This window comes from Apibacter adventoris (genome assembly GCF_002964975.1).
GTDB lineage: Bacteria > Bacteroidota > Bacteroidia > Flavobacteriales > Weeksellaceae > Apibacter > Apibacter adventoris.
The window spans coordinates 191,284-214,659 of the sequence record NZ_PSZM01000040.1 but is presented as its reverse complement, the minus strand read 5'-3'; the positions used below and the strand labels follow the sequence as shown (position 1 = coordinate 214,659).

At 26.7% G+C, this 23,376-nt stretch carries 18 protein-coding genes and 1 tRNA gene; 4 read left to right on the top strand and 15 right to left on the bottom strand.

Going from position 1 to position 23,376, the window contains the following annotated elements; all coding sequences use genetic code 11:
* Window positions 1-20: 20 nt before the first annotated feature.
* Together C4S77_RS07805 and C4S77_RS07800 are read right to left on the bottom strand one after the other, a co-directional pair.
* Complete coding sequence (locus tag C4S77_RS07805; protein WP_105247069.1) at window positions 21-404, bottom strand: hypothetical protein; 384 nt, start codon at window positions 402-404, stop codon at window positions 21-23.
* 532 nt (window positions 405-936) lie between these two features.
* Complete coding sequence (locus tag C4S77_RS07800; RefSeq protein WP_105247068.1) at window positions 937-2,448, bottom strand: GH3 auxin-responsive promoter family protein; 1,512 nt, start codon at window positions 2,446-2,448, stop codon at window positions 937-939.
* Window positions 2,449-2,610: 162 nt separating this feature from the next.
* Between C4S77_RS07800 and C4S77_RS07795 the strand changes: the two genes are divergently transcribed.
* A complete protein-coding gene (locus C4S77_RS07795; protein WP_105247067.1) occupies window positions 2,611-4,371 on the top strand; it encodes an AMP-dependent synthetase/ligase in 1,761 nt (586 codons plus the stop codon).
* Window positions 4,372-4,417: 46 nt separating this feature from the next.
* Here C4S77_RS07795 and alaS read toward each other — a convergent pair whose 3' ends face one another.
* The gene (alaS, locus tag C4S77_RS07790) at window positions 4,418-7,024 is read right to left on the bottom strand and encodes an alanine--tRNA ligase (RefSeq protein WP_105247066.1); all 2,607 of its coding nucleotides are present in this window, start codon (window positions 7,022-7,024) and stop codon (window positions 4,418-4,420) included.
* A 49-nt stretch (window positions 7,025-7,073) separates the two neighbouring features.
* Complete coding sequence (locus tag C4S77_RS07785; RefSeq protein WP_105247065.1) at window positions 7,074-7,589, bottom strand: hypothetical protein; 516 nt, start codon at window positions 7,587-7,589, stop codon at window positions 7,074-7,076.
* Window positions 7,590-7,871: 282 nt separating this feature from the next.
* Between C4S77_RS07785 and C4S77_RS07780 the strand changes: the two genes are divergently transcribed.
* Window positions 7,872-8,372 (top strand): septal ring lytic transglycosylase RlpA family protein, encoded by a 501-nt coding sequence (locus tag C4S77_RS07780; protein ID WP_221405107.1) that lies wholly within the window; start codon window positions 7,872-7,874, stop codon window positions 8,370-8,372.
* A 97-nt stretch (window positions 8,373-8,469) separates the two neighbouring features.
* Here C4S77_RS07780 and rimO read toward each other — a convergent pair whose 3' ends face one another.
* The 10 genes from rimO to lpdA form a co-directional block, all read right to left on the bottom strand.
* Window positions 8,470-9,771, bottom strand: coding sequence for a 30S ribosomal protein S12 methylthiotransferase RimO (gene rimO / locus C4S77_RS07775; protein WP_105247063.1), 1,302 nt, complete (start codon window positions 9,769-9,771; stop codon window positions 8,470-8,472).
* 49 nt (window positions 9,772-9,820) lie between these two features.
* On the bottom strand, window positions 9,821-10,783 hold the full coding sequence (locus tag C4S77_RS07770; protein WP_105247062.1) for a hypothetical protein: 963 nt from the start codon (window positions 10,781-10,783) through the stop codon (window positions 9,821-9,823).
* Between the two features lie 112 nt (window positions 10,784-10,895).
* Window positions 10,896-12,062, bottom strand: coding sequence for a THUMP domain-containing class I SAM-dependent RNA methyltransferase (locus tag C4S77_RS07765; protein WP_105247061.1), 1,167 nt, complete (start codon window positions 12,060-12,062; stop codon window positions 10,896-10,898).
* A 105-nt stretch (window positions 12,063-12,167) separates the two neighbouring features.
* The gene (locus tag C4S77_RS07760) at window positions 12,168-12,923 is read right to left on the bottom strand and encodes a T9SS type A sorting domain-containing protein (protein WP_105247060.1); all 756 of its coding nucleotides are present in this window, start codon (window positions 12,921-12,923) and stop codon (window positions 12,168-12,170) included.
* A gap of 552 nt (window positions 12,924-13,475) precedes the next feature.
* A complete protein-coding gene (locus C4S77_RS07755; RefSeq protein ID WP_146106068.1) occupies window positions 13,476-13,733 on the bottom strand; it encodes a hypothetical protein in 258 nt (85 codons plus the stop codon).
* A complete protein-coding gene (locus tag C4S77_RS07750; RefSeq protein ID WP_105247058.1) occupies window positions 13,711-14,016 on the bottom strand; it encodes a hypothetical protein in 306 nt (101 codons plus the stop codon). The genes C4S77_RS07755 and C4S77_RS07750 overlap by 23 nt, the downstream gene beginning before the upstream one ends.
* A 213-nt stretch (window positions 14,017-14,229) precedes the next feature.
* The gene (locus tag C4S77_RS07745) at window positions 14,230-15,567 is read right to left on the bottom strand and encodes a peptidylprolyl isomerase (protein ID WP_105247057.1); all 1,338 of its coding nucleotides are present in this window, start codon (window positions 15,565-15,567) and stop codon (window positions 14,230-14,232) included.
* A 70-nt stretch (window positions 15,568-15,637) separates the two neighbouring features.
* Window positions 15,638-17,428, bottom strand: coding sequence for a hypothetical protein (locus tag C4S77_RS07740; protein ID WP_105247056.1), 1,791 nt, complete (start codon window positions 17,426-17,428; stop codon window positions 15,638-15,640).
* 231 nt (window positions 17,429-17,659) lie between these two features.
* On the bottom strand, window positions 17,660-18,349 hold the full coding sequence (locus C4S77_RS07735) for an aspartate/glutamate racemase family protein (RefSeq protein WP_105194090.1): 690 nt from the start codon (window positions 18,347-18,349) through the stop codon (window positions 17,660-17,662).
* Between the two features lie 429 nt (window positions 18,350-18,778).
* Window positions 18,779-20,167, bottom strand: a complete 1,389-nt coding sequence (gene lpdA, locus C4S77_RS07730; RefSeq protein ID WP_105247055.1) for a dihydrolipoyl dehydrogenase — start codon at window positions 20,165-20,167, stop codon at window positions 18,779-18,781.
* A 112-nt stretch (window positions 20,168-20,279) separates the two neighbouring features.
* Between lpdA and C4S77_RS07725 the strand changes: the two genes are divergently transcribed.
* On the top strand, window positions 20,280-20,591 hold the full coding sequence (locus tag C4S77_RS07725; protein ID WP_105247054.1) for a TM2 domain-containing protein: 312 nt from the start codon (window positions 20,280-20,282) through the stop codon (window positions 20,589-20,591).
* Between the two features lie 124 nt (window positions 20,592-20,715).
* On the opposite strand, the gene C4S77_RS07720 is transcribed toward C4S77_RS07725, so the two are convergent.
* Window positions 20,716-20,787 (bottom strand) — tRNA-Arg (locus tag C4S77_RS07720).
* A gap of 126 nt (window positions 20,788-20,913) precedes the next feature.
* Between C4S77_RS07720 and C4S77_RS07715 the strand changes: the two genes are divergently transcribed.
* Complete coding sequence (locus tag C4S77_RS07715; protein ID WP_105247053.1) at window positions 20,914-23,361, top strand: heavy metal translocating P-type ATPase; 2,448 nt, start codon at window positions 20,914-20,916, stop codon at window positions 23,359-23,361.
* Window positions 23,362-23,376: the final 15 nt, after the last annotated feature.

The window sequence follows — 23,376 nt, the reverse complement described above, 5'->3', positions numbered from 1 at the left end:
ATACAATTATATTAAATATTTTAATTTTGATATAATATAATATTTTTATTTTTAACTGTATATATTTTATTTAAAAATTCTACTTTCCAATCTCCCTTCTTCCATGTGTTTTCTTTCTGTTTATTTAATATTATTGATGGGGAAGTTTCTTTAGAAAAAAGTTCTAATTTGTCATTTTTATAAATTATATAAGCAGCATATGTATAATTATTTACAGATTTTATTTTAACTCCTTCTTCAAATGGTCTTATGCATTTTTTTTCTAATTTAGACCATTGGTATCCTGTGGATGGTTTACATTTATTTATAACATCATTTCCCAAAATTTGATTTTTTGAATTTTTATTTGTGGAACATCCAATGATAAAAAAAATCATAGAGATAGATAAAACTATTTTTTTCATTTTTTAATTTTTCAATATAAATATAGCAAATTTTATGCTATTTAATCATATTATAATAAATTTATTTATAATTATAGTTAAATAGACACTTCTAAATCCAATAAAAATAAATTCTTTATGTAATTATTCTTTTTATTGTTGAATTATTTAAACTATTACTATATTTAAAATATATTGATATAATTAAATTGATAAATTCTATACTTGAACTGTGTAATATGCTAAATTAATTTTCTTTTAAATAAAGAAAGAAAATTTAGAATTCTAATATTAAACATATTTAAATTAAAGAGAAATTAATATAAAAATATTATATAAATTTCTTATAAATATATTCATTTTATTCACTTATTACTTTCCTATAATCATTATAAAATTTTGGGAATTATTTTACTTTTTGCTGGTTCAAGTATTATTTAGTATGAAACAAAATCATATTTGTCTGATTAAATAATAAGTTTTTATAATATAAGACTGTAAAAATGTAAGAATATTTTTCAAATATTTATAAGCATATTTAGTTTTTAAAATATTAAACATCCATTTTCAATAATGAATCTAAATATTCTCTATCATTAGCTAATCTAGGTACTTTATTTTGTCCTCCTAATTTTCCTCTTTTTTTCATCCAGTCATAAAATAAATTTTTACGTGCAGAATGAATTATCGGCATATTAAGAGTCATATTATTATAACGTTTAGCCTCATAATCAGAATTTAATTTTTGCAGTTCTTTGTCTAAAATTTCTGTAAATTTTTCTAAGGAATCGGGTTGTCGGGTAAATTCTATAATCCATTCATGAGCACCCTTTTCCTTACCTTTCATAAAAATTGGACCTGCTGTGTATTCTGATATAATAGCTTGTGTTTTTTGTTCTGCTTCTTTAAGTGCTTTTTCTGCATTTTCAACCATTAATTCTTCTCCAAAAGCATTTATATAAAATTTTGTTCTACCTGTAATTTTAATCCTATAAGGAATTTGAGATACAAATTTTACAGTGTCTCCAATTATATATCTCCATAGCCCTCCATTTGTAGTAATTACGATAGCATAATTGGTATGCAATTCTACTTCCTCTAAAGATAAAATTGTGGGTTTGGTAGAATAAAATTCATCCATAGGTATAAATTCATAATAAATTCCATAATCTAACATCAAAAGCATATCTTTAGATCCATTTGTATCTTGCATAGCAAAATATCCTTCTGAAGCATTATATATTTCATAATAATTCAAAGATTTAGAAAATATTGAAGCATATTGTTCTTTATAAGGGACAAAACTAATTCCTCCATGAAAAAAACATTCTACATTAGGCCATACCTCATCTATATAATTTTTACCTGTAGTTTCTAATACTTTTCTTAATAAAACCATCATCCAAGACGGAACTCCTGTAAGACTTCCTACATTTTGTTTAACAACTTGTTCTACAATTGCAGGCATCTTAATTTCCCAATCTTTTAATAAAGATACTTCTTTATCCGGCGTACTTTTCCATTCTGCCCAAAAGGGTAAATTATCTATTAAAACTGCCGATAAATCTCCATATTTTGATTCAAATCCTTCATAATCTTCCCTTGTTCCTCCTAACCTTAAATTTTTACATTCAAAAATTTTTGTTGTCGGATTATTATATGCATATATAGAAAATAAATCTTTACCTGCCTTATAATGACACTCTTGAAGACTATCTTCTGTAATTGGTATAAACTTACTTTTGGCATTGGTAGTACCAGAGGATTTTGCAAACCAGTTTATCTGTCCTGGCCAAATAATATCTTTTTCTCCTTTTCTGGTACGGGTTATGTAAGGTTCAAAATCTTCGTATGTAACTAATGGAACTTTATTTTTAAAATCATTATATAAATGTATATCCTGAAAACCATATTTTTTTCCATATTCTGTATCTTTAGCTTTATACAAAAGTGTTAGTAACACAGACTTTTGTGTATCAATAGGATTTTCCATAAATACCTCCATTTGCTTTACTCTTTTTTTAATATACCATTGAATAAAAGTATTTAAAATTCCTAATGCCATTTTTTCACATTTTTAAATGTTAAATTTACGCAAAATCCTTTGTATATGCAATAATGAAGAATATACAAAATACTTTTTTTAACCATCTTTGCTAGATTAGTATTAATTTTGTACTTACTAATTATAGGCAAATGCTATATAGTATAACTAATAAAAATAGAAATGAATTTCTTACAACTTATATTAAAAAATTATAAAAAATTTCCTTCAAAACCTGTTTTGAAGTATAAAGAGAATAATAAATGGAAGAGTTATTCATGGAAAGAATTTCATGATTTAATCAAGCAAACAGCTAATGCTCTTAAAGAACTAGGCGCAAAACCTAACGACAACATAGCTATTTATGCTGATAATATGCCTCAATGGGTAATTATGGATATGGCTATTATTAGTATTGGAGCTGTGACTATTCCTATTTTTGCTACTTTGACCTCTTCTCAGGTTAAGTACATACTGGATGAAACGGAAACTAAAATTATTTTAACCGGTGGACTGAAACAATATGAAAATATTCTCGAAATTTATTCTAATAGTAATTTTTTAAAACATATTATTACTGCAAAAAGCTCTACTGAACTTCAAAATAAATTTTCATATCATTTTTACAACCTTATAAAGTCACAGTCTACTGAAAGTGAGATATTTGAAAAACAAAATGAAGATATAGCTTCTATTATTTATACTTCAGGGACAACAGGAGAACCTAAAGGGGTTATGTTAACACATGGGAATTTTATAAATGTTTTTGAGGCTCATCACAAATTTTTTAACATTTATCCTGAAAATGAAAATACTTTGGTCTTTTTACCTTTAAGCCATGTATTTGAAAAATGTTGGAGTTCTTTTGTTCTATCTTGTGGTGGACAACTTAGCATTTGTGAAAATCCTAAAGAGGTTGCTCAATTTATGATTGAAGCCCAACCTACTGCAATGTGTTCTGTTCCAAGGCTTTTTCAAAAAATTTATATTTCTATCAATGAGAAAATTGAAAATAGCACTAAAATAGCCCAAAAATTTTTCAAATGGTCTATATCCATAGGATCAAAAGTATCTGAGTTAAAAAGAAATGATCGTAAAATACCTTTATTTTTATTATTTAAATATTATATAGCTGATCAGTTGGCTTTTAAAAGGGTAAAAAAACAACTTGGAGGAAATTTATGGTTTATTCCGGTTGGGGGGGCCTCTATAACGCCTAATATTACTGAATTTTTTGATGCTATAGGTGTACATTTAATCGTTGGATATGGGCTTACTGAAACTACAGCAACAGTTGCTGCGTTTCCTTTAATTCATTATAAACATGGAACTGCCGGAAAACCTATGACCGGTGTCCATATAGAGATTGGTGATGAAAATGAAATATTAATTAAAGGATATGGAGTATTTAAAGGTTATTATAAAAAGCCTGAAGAAACTAAAAAAGCTTTTACAAAAGATGGATGGTTCAAAACAGGAGATGCTGGAAAATTTGATAATGAAGGTAATTTAATTATTATAGACCGAATCAAAGATTTAATGAAAACCTCTAATGGTAAATATATTTCCCCTCAACTTATTGAAAACCTTCTTACTAATGATAACTTCATTCAACAGGCTGTATTAATTGGAGATAACAAACCATATGTAACAGCTCTAATTATTCCCAATTTTGAAACTTTAGAAAAGTATGCTAAAAGTTTAAATATTAACTTTAAATATTTTGACGAACTAGTTAATAATCAATTAATTATTGATTTTTATTCTACAAGGATTAACTCTCTGTTATCTCATTTAGCTGAATTTGAAAAAGTTAAAAAGTTTAAATTATTATCTGCTGATTTCAATATGAATTCAGGAGAAGTTACAGCAACTTTAAAAGTCAGAAGAAAAATAATTCTTGAAAAATACAAATTACTTATTGATGAAATGTATAAAAAATAAAAAAAGAGGAAATAATCCTCTTTTTTAAATTAAATTTTAATAATTTTTACAAAAAATTTTTTGATTTTTGAATAGCTCTCTCTAATCCACCTATATCACTACCCCCTGCAGTAGCAAAGGAAGGCTGGCCTCCTCCTCCTCCTTTTATTTCTTGAGCTAAATCTTTTACTATTGTACCGGCATGGCATTTACCTGATTTTACTAAATCATCAGATATTCCAACGGATATAGTAGGTTTGTTATTTGTTTTGGTACCTACAATAATGAATAAATTCTTTATTTCTGCCTTTAATTGAAAAATAATATCTTTTACTGATGAATTATTTAAGTTCGTTATTAGTCCTAAATAATTAATATCTCCAATTTTTTGGATAGCATTTTTCCATAATGCTTTTTCCTGAACAGCTTTTTCTTTTATATATTGTTCTAATTGTTTTTTAAGTTGTTCATTTTCCGAATATAATTTTTCTACTGCTTTAATAGGATTTTCATTAGTTTTTAAAATACTTTTCAATTCTTCAAATTCATTGAACTGATCTTGTAAAAAGTTTAACCCTGTTTCTCCTGTAATGGCTTCTATTCTTCTAATTCCAGCAGAACTTGAAGTTTCATTCATTATTTTAAATATTAAAATATCTTGAGTATTAGAAACATGTGTACCACCACAAAGCTCTATAGAATCTCCAAATTTAATTACTCGTACAACATCTCCATACTTTTCACCAAATAATGCCATAGCCCCCATTTCAATAGCTTGTTTAAACGGCACAGATCTATTTTCTTCCAGAGGAAGTCTTTCATAAATTTTTATATTAACTTTTTTCTCTACTAAAGCTATTTCTTCTTTAGTCATTTTATTAAAATGAGAAAAGTCAAATCTCAGATAATCTGGTCCTACATATGATCCTTTTTGTTCTACATGATTTCCTAATACTTCTCTAAGTGCTTCATGTAACAAATGGGTCGCAGAATGATTTTGAGTTATCTGTTGTCGTCTTTTAGAATTTACTATTGCCTGAAATGGAAACTCAGGATATTTTGGTAACTCTTTTACTATATGTACTATAAGATTATTTTCTTTTTTTGTATTTAATATTTCAATTTTTTCATTGATATTTTCAATAAATCCGGTATCTCCAACCTGCCCTCCACTTTCAGCATAAAACGGAGTTACCTGAAATACTAATTGATAAAATTCTCCTTCTTTATTTTCAACTTTTCTATATTGGGTTATTTTAATCTGAGTTTTTATGAAGTCATACCCTACAAACTCTTCTTGTTGATCTTCTTCTAATACTACCCAATCATAATTTTTAAAAGTACTTGCAGATTTAGACCTTTGTTTTTGTTTTTTCATTTCTGAAATAAAACCTTGTTCATCTACAGTTAATCCTTTTTCTTCAGCAATTATTCTAGATAAATCTGAAGGAAATCCATAGGTATCATATAATTCAAAAATTACATCTCCAGGAATTATTTTCAAATCTTTATGAGATTTCATAAAATTAGATAATCTTACTAATCCTTGATCTATGGTTTTTAAAAAATTTGTTTCTTCTTCTTTTATTACTTCTTTTATTAAATGCTCTTGCTTTTCAATTTCAGGAAAAAATTCTCCCATCTGTTCTTTAAGAACCGGAATTAATGTGTATAATATGGGGTCTTTAACTTCTAAAAATCTAAAAGCATATCCTATAGCCCTACGTAAAATACGTCTGATCACATAACCTGCTCCGGAATTTGATGGTAACTGCCCATCTGCAATAGAGAAAGCTATGGCTCTTATATGGTCTACTATAACCCTAATTGCTATATCCTTTTCAGCATTATTCCCATATATATAACCTGAAATGCTTTCTATTTTCTGGATTAATGGTGTAAAAACGTCAGTATCATAATTAGACGTTTTTCCTTGTAAAACCATGCATAATCGTTCAAATCCCATCCCCGTATCTACATTTTGCTTTGGTAATTTATCTAAAGAACCATCTGCTTTACGCAAAAATTCCATAAATACTAAGTTCCATATTTCTATTACCTGGGGATGATCTTTATTTACTAGAGTTTTTCCGTCTATTTTCTCTTTTTCTTCTTTGGATCTTATATCTACATGAATTTCAGAACTGGGACCACACGGTCCTGTATCACCCATTTCCCAAAAATTATCTTTTTTATTTCCTAATAAAATTCTATCCTCTGAAATATGTTCTTTCCAATAATTAAAAGCTTCTGAATCTCTTATTAAACCTTCCTTATCATCTCCTTCAAAAATAGTCACATATAAATATTCTTTAGGGATTTTATAAACTTCCGTCAAAAGTTCCCAAGCCCAAGCAATTGCTTCTTTTTTAAAGTAATCTCCAAAACTCCAATTCCCTAGCATTTCAAACATTGTATGATGGTAAGTATCTTTTCCTACATCATCTAAATCATTATGTTTTCCAGATACTCTTAAACATTTTTGTGTATCTGCAACTCTTTTATTTTCCGGATCTTTATACCCTAAAAAAAAGTTTTTAAATTGTGTCATCCCAGAGTTTGAAAACATAAGGGTTGGATCATCTTTTAAAACAATAGGAGCTGAAGGTACTATAGTATGTTGTTTCGATTGAAAAAATTCTAAAAATTTTTGTCTTATCTGTTTTGAAGTCATGTTAATACTTAATTTAGCATACAAAAGTAGTGAAATTGTTTTTTTCTACTTAGTTGATTTGCATGCTTTTTTTTATGTTTATAATTTCTTCTAATATATCCATTGGATACTGAACCCATTCTACTTGTTTTTCTATTTTCCCATCTTTATTAAAATATAACCAACTATTAAACTGCATTTCATTAATTAACTTACCGTTATAATAATACGGATTATATATACCACTAACAATAACTATGCTATCATTAGATATCATCTGATTAATTTTAACAGTTTTGGGAAATTGTGGATGTATTTTATAGGAAGGATCTGTCCAGTTATATTGATTTTGTATGTTCTCTTTTCCTTCTATATTTATTTGAGGTACAGCATCAATATATATAGGAGATTCTGAATAAAAGCTCATAAGTTTTTTTAAATCTTTTCTATCGGCATAAGTTTGATAAAAATCCTCTGCTGTTTTTAAATTTTTTTTGTGTTTTAAAGATTCACAACTTATAAATAAAAAGAATAGTGTTAAAATACTTAAACAATAAGTATGCACTTTCTGTATTTTCTTATTCATATTTTTTTATTATTAATTGATCCAAATTTAATAATTATTAAATTTACATAAAAATATATAATTTATTGAAATTGAATATTTTAAATATAATATCAGTAAATAAACATAAAAATATTAACAATTATTATTTTATTTAACATTTTTTTAACTAAAATGATAAAAGTCTTTATTTATACAGATTGAAGAGTGACAAATCTGATTTAATAAAGAGTTTACAATTTATATTACACATTTTTCTTTTTTTGTGATCGTATTTTTGTCAAGCAAATGAACAAATTACATATGAAGAAAATAACATTAGCATTAGTATTTTTAGTTTCTTTATCATTTACGGCAACTCAAAAAAATAATAAAATTTTAGAGTCTAATAAAAAAGAAAGCTCATTTACTTATGTAAATGAAGATTCTTTAAGTTTAGAATTAAATTCACTTAAATCTAATACTCTAGAAGTATCAAATAAAAAAATAGAAAATCACGTTGAAGAAAAAAGTGAATTATCTAATAAAGGTGTAATCTCTTGGTATGGAAAAAAATTTCAAGGAAGATATACTTCTAGTGGCGAAAAATTTGATATGAACGATTTAACAGCTGCACATAAAACTCTACCTTTTGGAACAAAGGTAAAAATAAGAAATCCAAAAAATGGAAAAGAGGTTATTGTTAGAATTACAGATCGCGGACCTCTTTCTCCAAAAAGAGAATTTGATTTAAGTCAAGCTGCTTTTAAAGAATTAGCAAATTTAGGGTCGGGAGTATTGAATGTTACTTATGAAATCTTGTAAAAAATAATAGTTATAATTTTGATAAATAGATAAAAAGCTTCTGAAATATTCTTCAGAAGCTTTTTTATTCTTAATAAATGATCTAATTAATTTTATTTTATACTACCTCTCCATATAGATCAAATTCTTCTGCTCTTTTAATTTTTACGTTTACAAATTCACCCAAGGATAAGTTAAGATTTTCTTCTTTTATTAATACTTCATTATCTACATCAGGGGAATCATATTCTGTTCTTCCTATAAAATAATCTCCTTCTTTTCTATCTATGATACATTTAAATATTTTTCCTATTTTTTCTTGATTTAATTCCCAAGATATTTGAGATTGTATTTCCATAATTTCATTAACTCTTTCATTTTTCTCTTCATCAGAAATATCATCCTTCAAAGAATAAGCAGAAGTATTTTCTTCATGAGAATAGGTAAAACATCCCAGACGTTCAAATCTTTGTTCTGTAATCCAAGTTTTTAATTCCTCAAATTCCTTACGTGTTTCTCCCGGATAACCTACTATTAAAGATGTTCTTATAGCCATATTGGGAATATGATTCCTAAATTCTTGCAAGAGTTTATTTGTTTTTTCTTTAGTCGTTCCTCGTTTCATTGATTTGAGTATATCGTTTGATATATGTTGAAGAGGTATGTCTATATAATTACAAATTTTAGGTTCTTCTTTCATTATATTTAAAACATCTTCAGGAAAACCTGTTGGAAAAGCATAATGTAAACGAATCCATTCTATGTCTTTTATTTTTACTAATTCTCGTAATAAATCTCCTAACGCTCTTTTTTTATAGATATCTAAACCATAATATGTAAGATCCTGTGCTATTAAAATCAATTCTTTAGTACCTCCTTTAGCCAGAGCTTTGGCCTCTGAAATAAGTTCAGGTACGGGAGTTGAAACATGACGCCCTCTTATAAGTGGAATAGCACAAAAACTACAAGGCCTATCACATCCTTCTGAAATTTTAAGATATGCATAATGTCTTGGTGTTGTAACTAATCTTTCTCCTACTAGTTCATGTTTATAATCTGCTCCTAAAGCTTTAAGTAATAAAGGTAATTCACGAGTTCCGAAATATGTATCTACATCTGGTATTTCTTTCTGGAGATCTGGTTTATATCTTTCAGATAAACATCCGGTGACAAATACTTTTTCTATTAATCCTTGCTTTTTTTGTTCTATACATTCTAAAATAGTTGTAATGCTTTCTTCTTTTGCATTTTCTATAAAACCACAAGTATTTATTACTACAATATCTCCTTTTTTTTCATGTACAACTTCTTTACCATTTGCTTTTAACTGATTCATCAATATTTCTGAATCATAGATGTTTTTAGAGCATCCTAATGTAATTATATTTATTTTTTTCTTTCCAATTGATTTGGTGCGCATTTTTCTAGTTTACTTATTTTTGAATTTTAAAGGAAAAGAAGTTAGAATATTAATTAATTTCTAATATTTTTTTTACCCAATTTTTAATTTGATATTTTTCAATAATTTCTTTGGGTACTTCTTGATATTTTGAATTTAGGAAACTATCTGATATTTCTATATTATCGGGATCTAATAATAATATATTGTTAGGATTATAAAAATCATAATTTACAATATCTTTATTTGTGGTAATAAGTTTTTTTCTATATCCCAGAGCTTCGAAAACTCTAAATGTGAGTCCTTCTTGTTCGGGTCTTTGTACGTCAATCATAATAGTTGAATCTTTTATTTTTTTTAAAGATTCTTCCCTTGAAATCATATGATTCAAGTATTTTATTTTTGTTTTAATTTTGGGTATATAAAAATTTATTTGTCTTCTATTCACTACAAAAAAATCGTAAGGAAAATTTTTTTCTTGTAAAACTTTAGCTATTTTTTCTAAAATGATAGTTCGTTGATCCAAAGAAGAAATATTAAATGCTTTAGGTAAAATATTATCCTTTTTTTGTGTATCCTCTTCGTAAATAAAATTAGGTATAAACTCTAAATTATATTTTTCAACATCTTGTTTATCATAACTGTAAATTTTATCAAAATAATTAAATGTATTGGATATAGCCGGCATTCTTTGTATTCCATCATAATGATATGCAATCATTTTTTTACAGACAGTTTGACAGTACAACAATGTTTCGGAAGATAACCATTCTGCATGTATAATAATTATTTTATCAAAAATACCCAATGGTGATAATTCATTATGAATCAACCTATCTAAATGTTGTCTTTTAATATTAGATTCGAAAAAAGTTTTATTTAAAAGATTTTTAAATCTAACCCATAAATTTGGATATATATATCTATTTGCATAAATATCTATATGGATCGTTTCAATCCCCAAGTTTTTCATCGCTGAAACAATATACTTATCATATCCATAATAGTCTAAAGATATTAAGGCTACTTTCATAAAAATTATCGTTTAACTTGAAAAATACACTTATAATTTTAATCTATTTACAAATATACGTTTTCATAGTTTATTTATTTGTAATAAAATAAACATTTTATTTTTCAAAAAATTATATTATATTTTTATGTATTTTCTTTGTTCCTTCATATATATCATATTGAAAAAAACGACATTCAAGTTTTCCATTAAAAAGTTTTATTTTTTTGGAAGGTCGCAATCCTACTTTTTTAAATGCATCTATATCTGAAGTTATAAACCAAGCTAATGTATTTTTATATGCTTTTTTTAATGTATCTCCTATTTTTTTATAAAAATCTTCTTCTTGTATTGTTAATCTCTCATTATAAGGAGGATTGAATATGACTAAAACAGGGAACATATCTTTTTCAGATTGAAAAAAATCTTGATTTTTGACTTCTATAAATTCAGTTAAATCAGCGGCTTCTATATTAGACATTGCGGAATTTATAGCATTTCGCGATATATCGTACCCTAGAATTTTTCCGTTAAATTCTCTAATTCTGTTAATTCTTGTTTCTTTTATTTTATCATATAGTGATAAATTAAAATTAGCCCAGTTCATAAAACCAAAATGTTTTCTATAAAATTGTGGGGGTATATTTAGTGCCATCATTGCTGCTTCTATTAACAGTGTTCCTGAACCACACATAGGATCTAGTAAATTTCCCTTACCTTCCCAGCCTGCTATATTTAATAAACCTGCTGCCAAAACTTCATTTATAGGAGCTTCAAAATGAGCTTTTCTATACCCTCTTTTAAATAAGGGCTCTCCACTACTGTCTAAAGAAATAGTTACATTATCATTTGCTATATATAAATGAAATTTTATATCCGGATCTTTTGTATCGACATTGGGCCTTTTACCAAATTTTTTTCTGAATCTATCAACTATTGTATCTTTCATTTTTAATGCAATGTATTGAGAATGACTAAAATATTCTGAATATACAGTTGTATCTATAGCAAAGGTTTGTGAGTTATAGAGATATTTCTCCCAAGGAAAATTAATAAGTTCTTTTTCAAAAATTATTTCGTTTTTAGCTCGGAATGAATGTATGGGCAATAAAATTTTAAGTGCCGTACGAAGTGAATAATTAGCTTTATATAAAAAGCCCAAATCTCCGTAGAATTCTACAGCTCTGTTTTTTATTTTTATTTTTGAGGCTCCTAATTGTTTTAGTTCCTGTGCTAATATATCTTCTAACCCGAAAAAGGTTTTAGCCTGCATTTGAAAAGATTCCTGATCAAAATCCATGATATTGTATTTCTTTGGCAAAAATAAAGAAAAGTGTTAGATTTATAAATAATAAAAGAGGTTATCTAAATTTAGATAGCCTCTTTTATTATTTATTTTTATAATTTATTCTTTTATAAATTTTAAACTTTTTACTTTTCCTTGTTCTGAAATTAATTGTATTATATAAACTCCTGTTTTTAAATTGTAAATGGTTAATCCTGTATCTTGTGTAATATTTTTCTGAGATTTTAGTTTATTTCCATTTAAATTATATATAGAAATAGTTGCTGGATATATTAACCCTTTTATATATAGGGTATTATCTTTCACATATGGAATAAGATTTTCTCCATTTTTCTGTGATAGTGAAGCTAAACTTGAATCTTCTTCCCAAATATCTTCCTCTAATACAACTAAAGGTAATCTATCCATATAATATTTATCATTTGTCCTTTCTATTACTTTTATTTCTTTATTTTCTTCTGTATAAGGCATAATGACATAAGTTCCGTCTTGCACTGTATTAGGTATTTTACATGTATATACAGCTCCTTTTCTACTGGTTGTTATATTTGTATAAAAATCTCCATTCGAATAGAACAAACCAATTTTAGATATTTCCTGATTACTTGTTGGCATAGATACCATAAAGTTTTTTTCCATATCTACCTGGAATATTTTATTTACCATATTAGATCCGTTTTCTTTGATATTTAACTGCATATAACTGGTAACCTGAAATTCTTCGGATGGAATATACTTTTTTGTATTAGTTTTATACTGTATTGTCAGAGGTAATCGATCTATCCAAGGACTTGATGGTGCTCTTTTTACTATATTTTTTTCTCCATTTTGTTGTACTATATAAGGAACTAACATAAAGTTACCTATATAATTTTCCGGTAACTGACAAGTATAAATAAATCCATCTTGAGAAATTATGTTTAAAGGTCCTCTAAAACTTCCATCTTTAGGATTATATAATCCAAAATTTATATTTTTATTATTGGATTCACTTGTTCTTAAATATATTTCAATGCTATCTTTTTCTTTAAAAATAAATTTATTATCTTTTTTTATTATTTGTAAGTGAGAGACTATTTGGGGTAAAGCAGGATCTGTACCATTTTTTTGAACATAAAAACCTCTTATCCAACCATTAGGTAATTCTAAAAACCCTGCTGGTGGCAGCTCCTGTAATCCTAATTTTTTTATATCTACTATAGATATATCAAAATTAAAAATTAATCCTGAATCCTTATATTTATTATAATCAGAATCTTTAATATAAAGTTTATAACCTAATACTTCATCTGGTATTCGCTTTGTCCATCTAACATTAAGCCAATGATATAATGCCGGTTCGTAAACTACCTTATGGGTTAAATTATCAAAAACTATTAATCCACCTGTATTTAAACGTAATCTTGCTTACTTATATAACCCATAGAAATCTCCTTCTAATAAACCTTCCCAAGGTCCATTTATTCTTCCACCTCCAGGCATTAAACCAAACCCATAAACATTTTTATTGGGGGCAAACCAATGACCATTATCTATATCCCCACTTTCTAAATTTACAGCGGCTGGGTTATCATTAGTTTTAGCTCCTAAATATTCTTTTATATCTTTATAAGAACCGATACCGCACATTGCTAATAACTGATCAAACTCTGCTATACCAGGCAATACCCAGCTGATTATTTTCGTACATCTTCCCTTTGGGTTCCCATCCTAAACCATAATATTCTCCATAATATTTATTATAATCATTAATGGAAACATTATAAGGTACTCCCCAAACACTCATATGCTTGGTTAACTGTTCTTGTGTTGCCGTATTAAATTTAGGATTATTGAAGTTCTCAGACATCCAATAGTATTCTCCAATTTTAAATGCTTTGTAATTGGCAGTAACATTTTCATTTCGAAATTCTAAATTTAGAATTTCATTTTCTCTCTGACCTTTCATGAAATGAAAAGTCATTAATATTGCAAAAAATAATAAAGAATTTTTAATAAATATTTTGTTTTGATAGTTTAAATTATCTATCAAATATATATTATTTATCTTTAAATTCAATCTAACAAGATAAGATATATATCATATTAATATAAAAAATATTTTAATAATAAAAAAAATCCTGCAATATGCAGGATCTTTTACTTTAATTTATTATACTGTTTATTTCTTTTTAATTTGTAACCAATCTATAGAAAAATTACATTTTTTATATTCATTTTGAACAGTAATAAAAGTTGTAGGTATTTGATTTTCAACCCATTTTTCTATAATATCGTTTTCTTTAGTTCTTTGTGCAAAATTTTTAATTCTATTATAGTCAATTTCTAAATTCATTTTATGAGCCGGTATTACATCTGTTATTTTTAATAATTTTACAACAGTTCTATTGTTATCTTTATCTTCAAAAACTTCAGACAAATCTCCTTTTCCTAGACCTGAAAGATTATATAAAATTTTTGTTGGTAATTTTATTTTTTCAAATCTATTATCTCCTGTTTGCGAATTTGACAAAACTCCTCCGTTATATTTAGTATACTTATCATCTGAATATTTTAAGGCAGCAGCACTAAAGGTTATTTTTTCAGATTTAATTTCATCTTTAATTCCTTCTAATTTTTTGATAGCAGCATTAATTTCTTCTTTATTAGGAACTGCTGCTAATAAAATATGTCTTAGATCTAAAATTTGTCCTTTTCTTTTTTGTAAATATATAATATGATATCCGTATTCTGTTTCAAACGGATCAGAAATTTGTCCTTCTTCTAAACTAAATGCAACTGCATCAAACTCTTTTACCATTTGTCCTCTTTTGACATTCATAATCAAACCACCATTTTCTGCTGATCCTGGATCTTGTGAATATTTTTTAGCCATATCGGCAAAACTGGCTCCTTCTTGTATTTGTTTTTTTATATCATTTAATTGATCGATGAGCTCTTTTTTATGATCTTGAGACAATTCTGGATAAAGAAAAATTTGTGCATATTCAATTTCTTCATTTAGATGCGGAAATTCTTCTTGATGCGTATTATAAAAATCTTTAAGGTATTCCGGAGAAACATCTATATTATGGGTAATACTAGCCATTTTCCTTTGTGTATACATTTGATTTTTAATCATTGTTTCTAGCACATTTTTTAGTTCTCCCATAGTTTTGAACTTAAAATTTGTCAAAACATTTTGATCTGATCCGAAATAATTTCTATAACCATCTAACCGCGAATCTACTTCCCTAGAAACTTCATCATTCCCGACTGTAATAAGTGTATCTTGTTTAGCTTTGTATAAAATAAGTTTTTCTTTCATCATGGTTTCTACAAAACTGCATTTGTCCGTTACTGTTTGTCCTTCTGAACGGGCATAGTTTTCAGCATCATTTATATCTGATTCTGTAATAATCTCATCCCCTACTACAGCTACAATTCCGTCAATTTTCCTTTCCTGAGCTACACTCAAAGTTGTTATTAAAAAAGTTATTAATATCAGTATTTTATTCATATCAAATTTTAATATTTTACAAATTTAAACTTCTTTTTCTCAGTTTCCTCAAATTCTATAGTTTTTTCAATTATAATCCATATTTTCTTATTAAATAATCTTCCTGTAAATTATCTATATGAATTACTACTTCATTTTTTAATTGTTGCATAACTGTATCAATTTTATAATCTATATATTCATTAATAAACATGGTTTGTAGTTCTTTAAGAGTCATTTTATCATTTTTAATTATATTATTTATATATATAATTAATTTTCCGGTCTTGTAATCTGTAGTATAGATTTTTTTTAACAGTTTCTCTTCTGTGGGTAAATTAACCGATTCTCGTGTATATTTCCCTTGATTTATGACCAACAATACATTTTTTTCAGAATCTGTTTTTCCTTTAAAGTAATTACCTATTTCCTGAGTGGACTTTCCTGTATTTAACATTTGTAATACTTTTTTCTCTACCTCAGAATTTAAGCAATAATATAAGGTTCCTTGTATTCTTTCTTTCCAAATTAATCTATCGGAATGTGTTTTTAGAAATTCCTGTTGCCCTTCAATATCTGCTTGAGCATCTTTGGTAATATTTTTTAAGGCAAATTTAATTAATAATTGATTTTCTAAATTATTATAGAATTCTTTATTTCTATCTATTTCATAAAAATGTGAGTTATAATAATTAATTATTGCCTGATTTTCCCATTCGTTGAGAATATATTGACTGAAATTTACTACATTGGGATATTGTTCTTTAGGAATTTGTTTTAAATGCTTTAATAATTCTTTATCTGTAAATTTAATATCATTCCCAATTAATACTAAAATTTTTTCATTTTCTAATTCCATTTTTTGAAAATTCTCGTAAGTTCCTGGAAGTGATTCTTGAAATTTTTTTATATTATAAATATCTTCTTTAAAAAAGGATTTTTGTTTTAATTCTTGAATTAAATGATCATTTAAAGTATTTACTTCAATAGATTTTTTTAAATTTTCAAAAATTCTATTTTTTGAAGTATTATAATCCTCAAAATTATCCCTAAAAATATATTTGTATATTTTAAAACCGTCATTAGTTTTTATTGGAGGAAAAACTGTAGGTTCATGAACATTTTTCACATAATTATATAGAGTATCATTGTTTATATCTGTATAAAAACTATTTTCTTTATCCGTATGTTTTGAATATTTGTTTTTGGCTTCTAAAAAATCTTCTGGATTTTTAATTTTGCTGTATATTAGATCTGCCTCATTTTTGCCATTCTCAGATGAATTATTAATATATATTTCATCTAATACAACATTTCCTAAATATTGCCTCTCCTCACTTACCAAAATAAAATATATTTTTCCATCTATTGCTTTAAATATTGTCGTATGATTTAAAGGAGCATTATAAATTGTGTCCATTAAAGGTTTTTCAAGTGAAAAAACATCTATATAAACTGGTTTTTTATATTTTTGTATTGTTGAATATTTTTCTACTTCCTTCTCAAAAATATATATGTTATTATTTATTTGTTTCAATAAAGTATTAATATATTTATCAATATTTTTTTCATTTAATAATTCTTTTTTTAAAAGTAATAATTGTACTTTCCTTTCTGTTTTTAATTTTTTATAATAATCTCTTAAAAGTGGTTCTACTATTTCTTGAGAATAGTAAATGCTATCTTTAAACTTTTCTGATTCTTTTTTAAGCTGTAATAAGTATTCAGTAGAATTATTTATTCTTTTTTGAATAGAATATTGTTTTAATAAATTAAAATCAATAAAGTTTTTTATAGATTCCTTGACGCCTATTTGTTTTAAATTATTATTTTGAGTTTTCTCAAAATAATCTGTATAAATAGTATCTTTATTAATAGTCATTAATATTGATTGACAGTAATGTATTTGACTACTAAAAAAAATAAAATATAAAATTATTAGTTTTTTCACTCTGAAGATTTTTCACAAAATTATAAAGAATTTATTTGTTTTTCTATGAATAAAAAGTGAGATAAATCTTAAGAAAATTCTTGAAAAAATTTAACATATCATAATGATTCAAAATTATATGTTCTTTTAGTTATCCATTTATAATAAATAATGTATGTTAATTTATTTTAAAGATCTAATTGCTGCTTCCTGTGCATGTATTAAAGTAGTATCAAATAAAGGAATCATTGTATCATTTTGTTGGATCAATAAACCAATTTCTGTACATCCTAAAATAACACCTTGAATACCTAAATTGCAAAGTTTATTTATAATATCTAAACAGATTTTTTTAGAATTCGATTTAATAATACCCAAACATAATTCCTTAAAAATTATATCATTAATTTTCCGTCGATCTTGTTTTTCTGGTATCAAAACATCAATTCCATGATCAATTATAACCTTTTTATAAAAATCTTGCTCCATAGTGTAACAAGTGCCTAATAAAGCAACTTTTTTAATATTTTTATTTTTTAAAGCTTTAACTGTCATTTCAGCAATATGTAAAATAGGTATATTAAGATATGGAAGCATGTCGGGCACAACTTTATGCATAGTATTTGTACAAATAACAATAAAATCTGCCCCTGCTTTTTGTAAGCTAAGTGCTGCTTGAATTAAAATATCAGCACTTTTTTTCCAATTATTATTAGATTGACAATATTCTATTTCATGAAAATCAACACTATATAAAATACATTGGGCTGAATGTAATCCTCCTAATTGTTTTTTCACAACCTGATTAATAGTTTGATAGTATGTTACTGTACTCTCCCAACTCATTCCTCCAATTAAACCAATTGTTCTCATAATAAAAAATCTTCTTTTTATTTTTTGTAATATTATAATACATCTATAAAATTATAACGAGAGAATAGTTATTTAATTTTATGATCATTTCATAACCTTTAATTAATCTATTTTTTTAATTTAAAAAATTGTAATAATATATTTATTTTTATGAAAAATTTATAAAAGATATTGTTATAATATTCACTCTATTATTCTTATGATGGAAAATTTAAATTTAATAATAAATCTCATTTATAATATAAGATATTAGTTTAATTAATGATCCTTTTTTTGTTTGCTATAATAATTACAAGTACAATTAATACTAAATTCAATAATAGGATTTTTTATAAATTTAGCATAAAAAAGTCTCATTATATTTATTTTTTATAAAAAAAAGGAAAACTATAATTTAGTTTTCCTTTTTATAATAATATTTCGATAAAATTATAAATCTATAGCTTCTCCATAAGCATCTTCGGTAGCTCCTTTAAATGCTTCTGATAATGTAGGATGTGGATGTATAGTAGTTAAAATTTCATGAGCTGTTGATTCCAAACGTCTTACGGCTACAGCCTCTGCAATCATATCCGTTACACCATTTCCTACCATGTGGCATCCTAATAACTCACCATATTTAGCATCATAAATCACCTTAATAAATCCGTCTACATCTCCATTAGCTGTAGCTTTTCCTGAGGCAGCAAAAGGAAATTTACCGATTTTTAATTCATAACCTGCTTCTTTTGCTTTTTTCTCTGTCAATCCTACAGATGCTATTTCCGGAGAGCAATATGTGCATCCCGGAATATTTTCATAATTAATAGGTTCTACATCTATCCCTTTTATTTTTTCAACACAAAGAATTCCTTCTGCCGATGCTACATGTGCAAGTGCAGGACCTGGTATAACATCTCCTATAGCATAATAACCAGATACATTAGTTCTATAATAATCATCTACTAAAATTCTTCCTTTATCTGTTGCAATCCCTACATCTTCTAAACCTAGATTTTCAATATTTGCAGAGATTCCTACAGCTGACAGTAAAATATCAGCTTCAAGAGTAACTTCTCCTGAAGATGTTTTCACGAATGCTTTTACCCCCTCTCCTGTTGTATCCACTTTTTCTACAGAAGCATTGGTCATTATATCTATTCCATGTTTTTTTAATGATTTTTCTAAATGTTTAGATGTTTCTTCATCTTCCACAGGAACAATATTTGGCATAAATTCAACTACTTTTACTTGGGTGCCCATAGTTGAATAAAAATAAGCAAATTCAATACCTATGGCCCCTGAACCTACCACAATCATAGATTTAGGTTGTTGGCTAAGTGTTAATGCTTCTCTATATCCAATAATTTTTTTACCATCCTGTGGTAAATTAGGTAACTCTCTAGACCTTGCGCCGGTAGCAATTATTATATGTTGAGCAGAATATTCTGTAATTTTTCCTTCTGCATTTGTTACTTCTATTTTCTTACCTGTTTTTACTTTCGCATTTCCTGTAATAACATCTATCTTATTTTTTTTCATTAAAAAGGCTACTCCTTTATTCATCTTATCAGATACCCCTCTACTTCTTTTTATAATATTGGCAAAATCAAAAGTAGCTTCCGATTTATTTAATCCGAAATCTTCTGCATGATTAATATAATCAAATACGTGTGCACTTTTAAGTAAAGCTTTAGTTGGTATACATCCCCAATTTAAACAAATGCCTCCTAATTTTTCACGTTCTACTACTGCTGTTTTAAAACCTAATTGTGATGCTCTAATAGCCGTAACATATCCCCCTGGACCGCTACCAATAACTATAATATCATAATTCATTTGTCAAATATTTTTAGATAACAAAAATACTACTTTTTTATAAAAAATAGTTCTGAATAAGATTCAAATAAAAAATTATATCTTATTTTTGTCGTAAAATTAAACTTAAAAAATGGAGCAAACAAATTATCCTCAGAATACAAATTCTGATAGTGGAATCACTTCAAGTTCAAATCCTCAAAAAGAAAATAAAAAAATTATAGCTGGAATTTTAGGGATTCTTTTTGGTTCTTTTGGAATTCATAAATTTATTTTAGGATATAATAAAGAAGGTCTTATTATGCTATTAGTTTCCATTCTCACTTGTGGATTAGGCTCTACAATTATGGGACCTATTGGGCTAATTGAAGGAATAATTTATTTAACAAAATCCGATGAAGATTTTTATAATACCTATCAAGTGAATCACAAAGGCTGGTTTTAAAAACATTTTTTCAGATATATAACTAAATTCAAAGTATATTCTACATTACAATATCTAGAAAAAAGTTTCTTTATTGATAAATAAAAAAAATCACATAACAACATATGTGATTTTTTTTAAGTTGTAGCCCCAGCGAGAATCGAACTCACATCTAAAGTTTAGGAAACTTTTGTTCTATCCATTGAACTATGAGGCCATTTTTAAAATGCTTTGCAAAAATATAAAAACTATTGAAATAATCATAATATAAATTTATTCCATAACTTTACAAAATAGGGGGCTTCTTTTCTTATTACTTTTGTATTATTTTAAACATATTAAAATGAGCCCTATAAAAAACGGACAAAAAAATATTATCTATATACCTTTAGAAAATGTTGATAGTGAACATTGTGCTTTAATAGTAAATAAAGGTTTAGATACAGTAAAAGAAATTCAATCACATACCATAGAACTAAACAATAATCGTGTAAAAATACATGCTGAAGATACTGCTTCTGTAATTCCTCTAGTAGTAAAAGAAATAAGGAATTTAGGATATAATGTACCTACTATAAAAAAAACATATCCTATAATGAATTTAAGTTGTGCATCTTGTGCAAACAGTAGTCAGAATGTTTTAAAGCAACAAACAGGAGTTGTCAGCGCTTCAGTTAATTATGCAAATGCATCTGTCAATGTAGAATATATACCGTCATTAATAAACCCAGAAGAATTAAAAAAATCTTTACAAGAAATTGGATATGATTTGATGATCGATGAAAGTGATGAATCTAAAAACTCATTAGATGATATACAAAGACAACATTTCATAACATTAAAAAGAAAAACATGGGGAGCTCTTCTGCTCTCTATTCCACTTGTACTTATTGGAATGATCCCCTTTTTTATGCACCAAAGTTGGGCTAATTACCTTATGTGGTTATTGGCAACCCCTGTGGTTTTTATTTTTGGTAAACAATTTTTTATTGGTGCTTATAAACAGGCAAAACATCATTCTGCCAATATGGATACTTTAGTGGCAGTTAGTACCGGAATTGCATATATATTTAGTGTATTTAACACTCTATTTCCCTCTTTTTGGCTCAATCGTGGGTTAAAACCTCATGTATATTTTGAAGCTTCTGCAGTAATTATTACCTTTATTCTTATTGGTAAAGTTTTAGAACAAACAGCCAAAGGAAATACTTCTTCTGCTATAAAAAAATTAATTGGATTACAGCCTAAGACTGTTACAATTATTCATCATGAAAAACATGAAATGGAAATTCCGATAAAAAATATACAAAAGAATATGATTGTTTTAGTGAAACCCGGTGAAAAAATAGCTGTAGATGGTGAGGTACTAACCGGAAACTCTTTTGTTGATGAAAGTATGATAAGTGGAGAACCTATTCCTGTTGAAAAGTCTAAGGGAAATAAAGTATTTGCAGGAACTATAAATCAAAAAGGAAGTTTCCAATTTAAGGCTGAAAAAGTTGGTAGTGATACCCTACTTTCTCAAATCATAAAAACCGTGCAAGAAGCTCAAGGGAGTAAAGCCCCTGTTCAAAAATTAGTAGATAAAATTGCCGGAATATTTGTACCTATAGTTTTTTCTATAGCTTTTTTAACATTATTGATTTGGATTATTTTAGGAGGAAATCAAGGTTTTATTTTTGGTATACAATGCTTTGTCACAGTCTTAGTTATTGCTTGTCCCTGCGCTTTAGGATTAGCTACTCCCACAGCTATTATGGTAGGTGTAGGCAAAGGCGCTCAAGAGGGAATTTTAATTAAGGATGCAGAAAGTTTAGAAACTGCTAAAAAAACTAATTCCATTATTTTGGATAAAACCGGCACAATTACTGAAGGAAAACCTACCGTAGATTCTATAGAATGGTTTACAGAAACAAATCAAAGTCTTACCGATCTTTTATATAGTATAGAAAAATCTTCAGAACATCCACTAGCAGAAGCTATTGTAAATAGTATCCGTGATAAAGCAAAATTTTTACCAACTATACAGATTGAAAACATTACAGGAAAAGGAATTGTAGGTAACTTTAATAATCAAAAATTTTATATTGGCAATCCTTCTTTCATTAATGAAAAAAACATTTATATTACAGAATCTATTCAAAGTTATATTAGTTCAAAGTTATCTCAAGCTAAAACTGTACTTGTATTTACAAATGATTCACAGGTTCTTTCTGTTATTTCTATATCTGATGCAATAAAAGTTTCTTCCAAAGAGGCTATAAAACAAATTAAAAATTTAGGCATTGAAATCTATATGTTAACAGGTGATAATCACGAAACAGCAAAATTAGTTGCAGAAAAAGTTGGAATTACACATTTTAAGTCTGAAGTTTCTCCTCAAGAAAAAATTGACTTTGTAAAACAACTTCAAAATTCTTCCAAAAATAAAAACATTATAGCTATGATTGGAGACGGAATTAATGACAGTGCTGCTTTGGCTCAGGCTGATGTAAGTATCGCTATGGGGAAAGGTTCGGATATTGCTATTGATGTTGCTAAAATGACTATCATTTCAGGTGATTTATTAAAAGTATCTCAAGCTATTCGTTTATCTAAACAGACAGTAACTACAATTAAGCAAAATTTGTTTTGGGCTTTTGTTTATAATATCATTGGAATTCCTATTGCAGCTGGAGTTTTATATTCTGTAAACAGTTTTTTACTCAACCCAATGATTGCTAGTGCTGCAATGGCTTTAAGTAGTGTAAGTGTTGTTTGCAACAGTATTTTATTAAAATTTAAAAAATAAAATTCCATAAAAAAA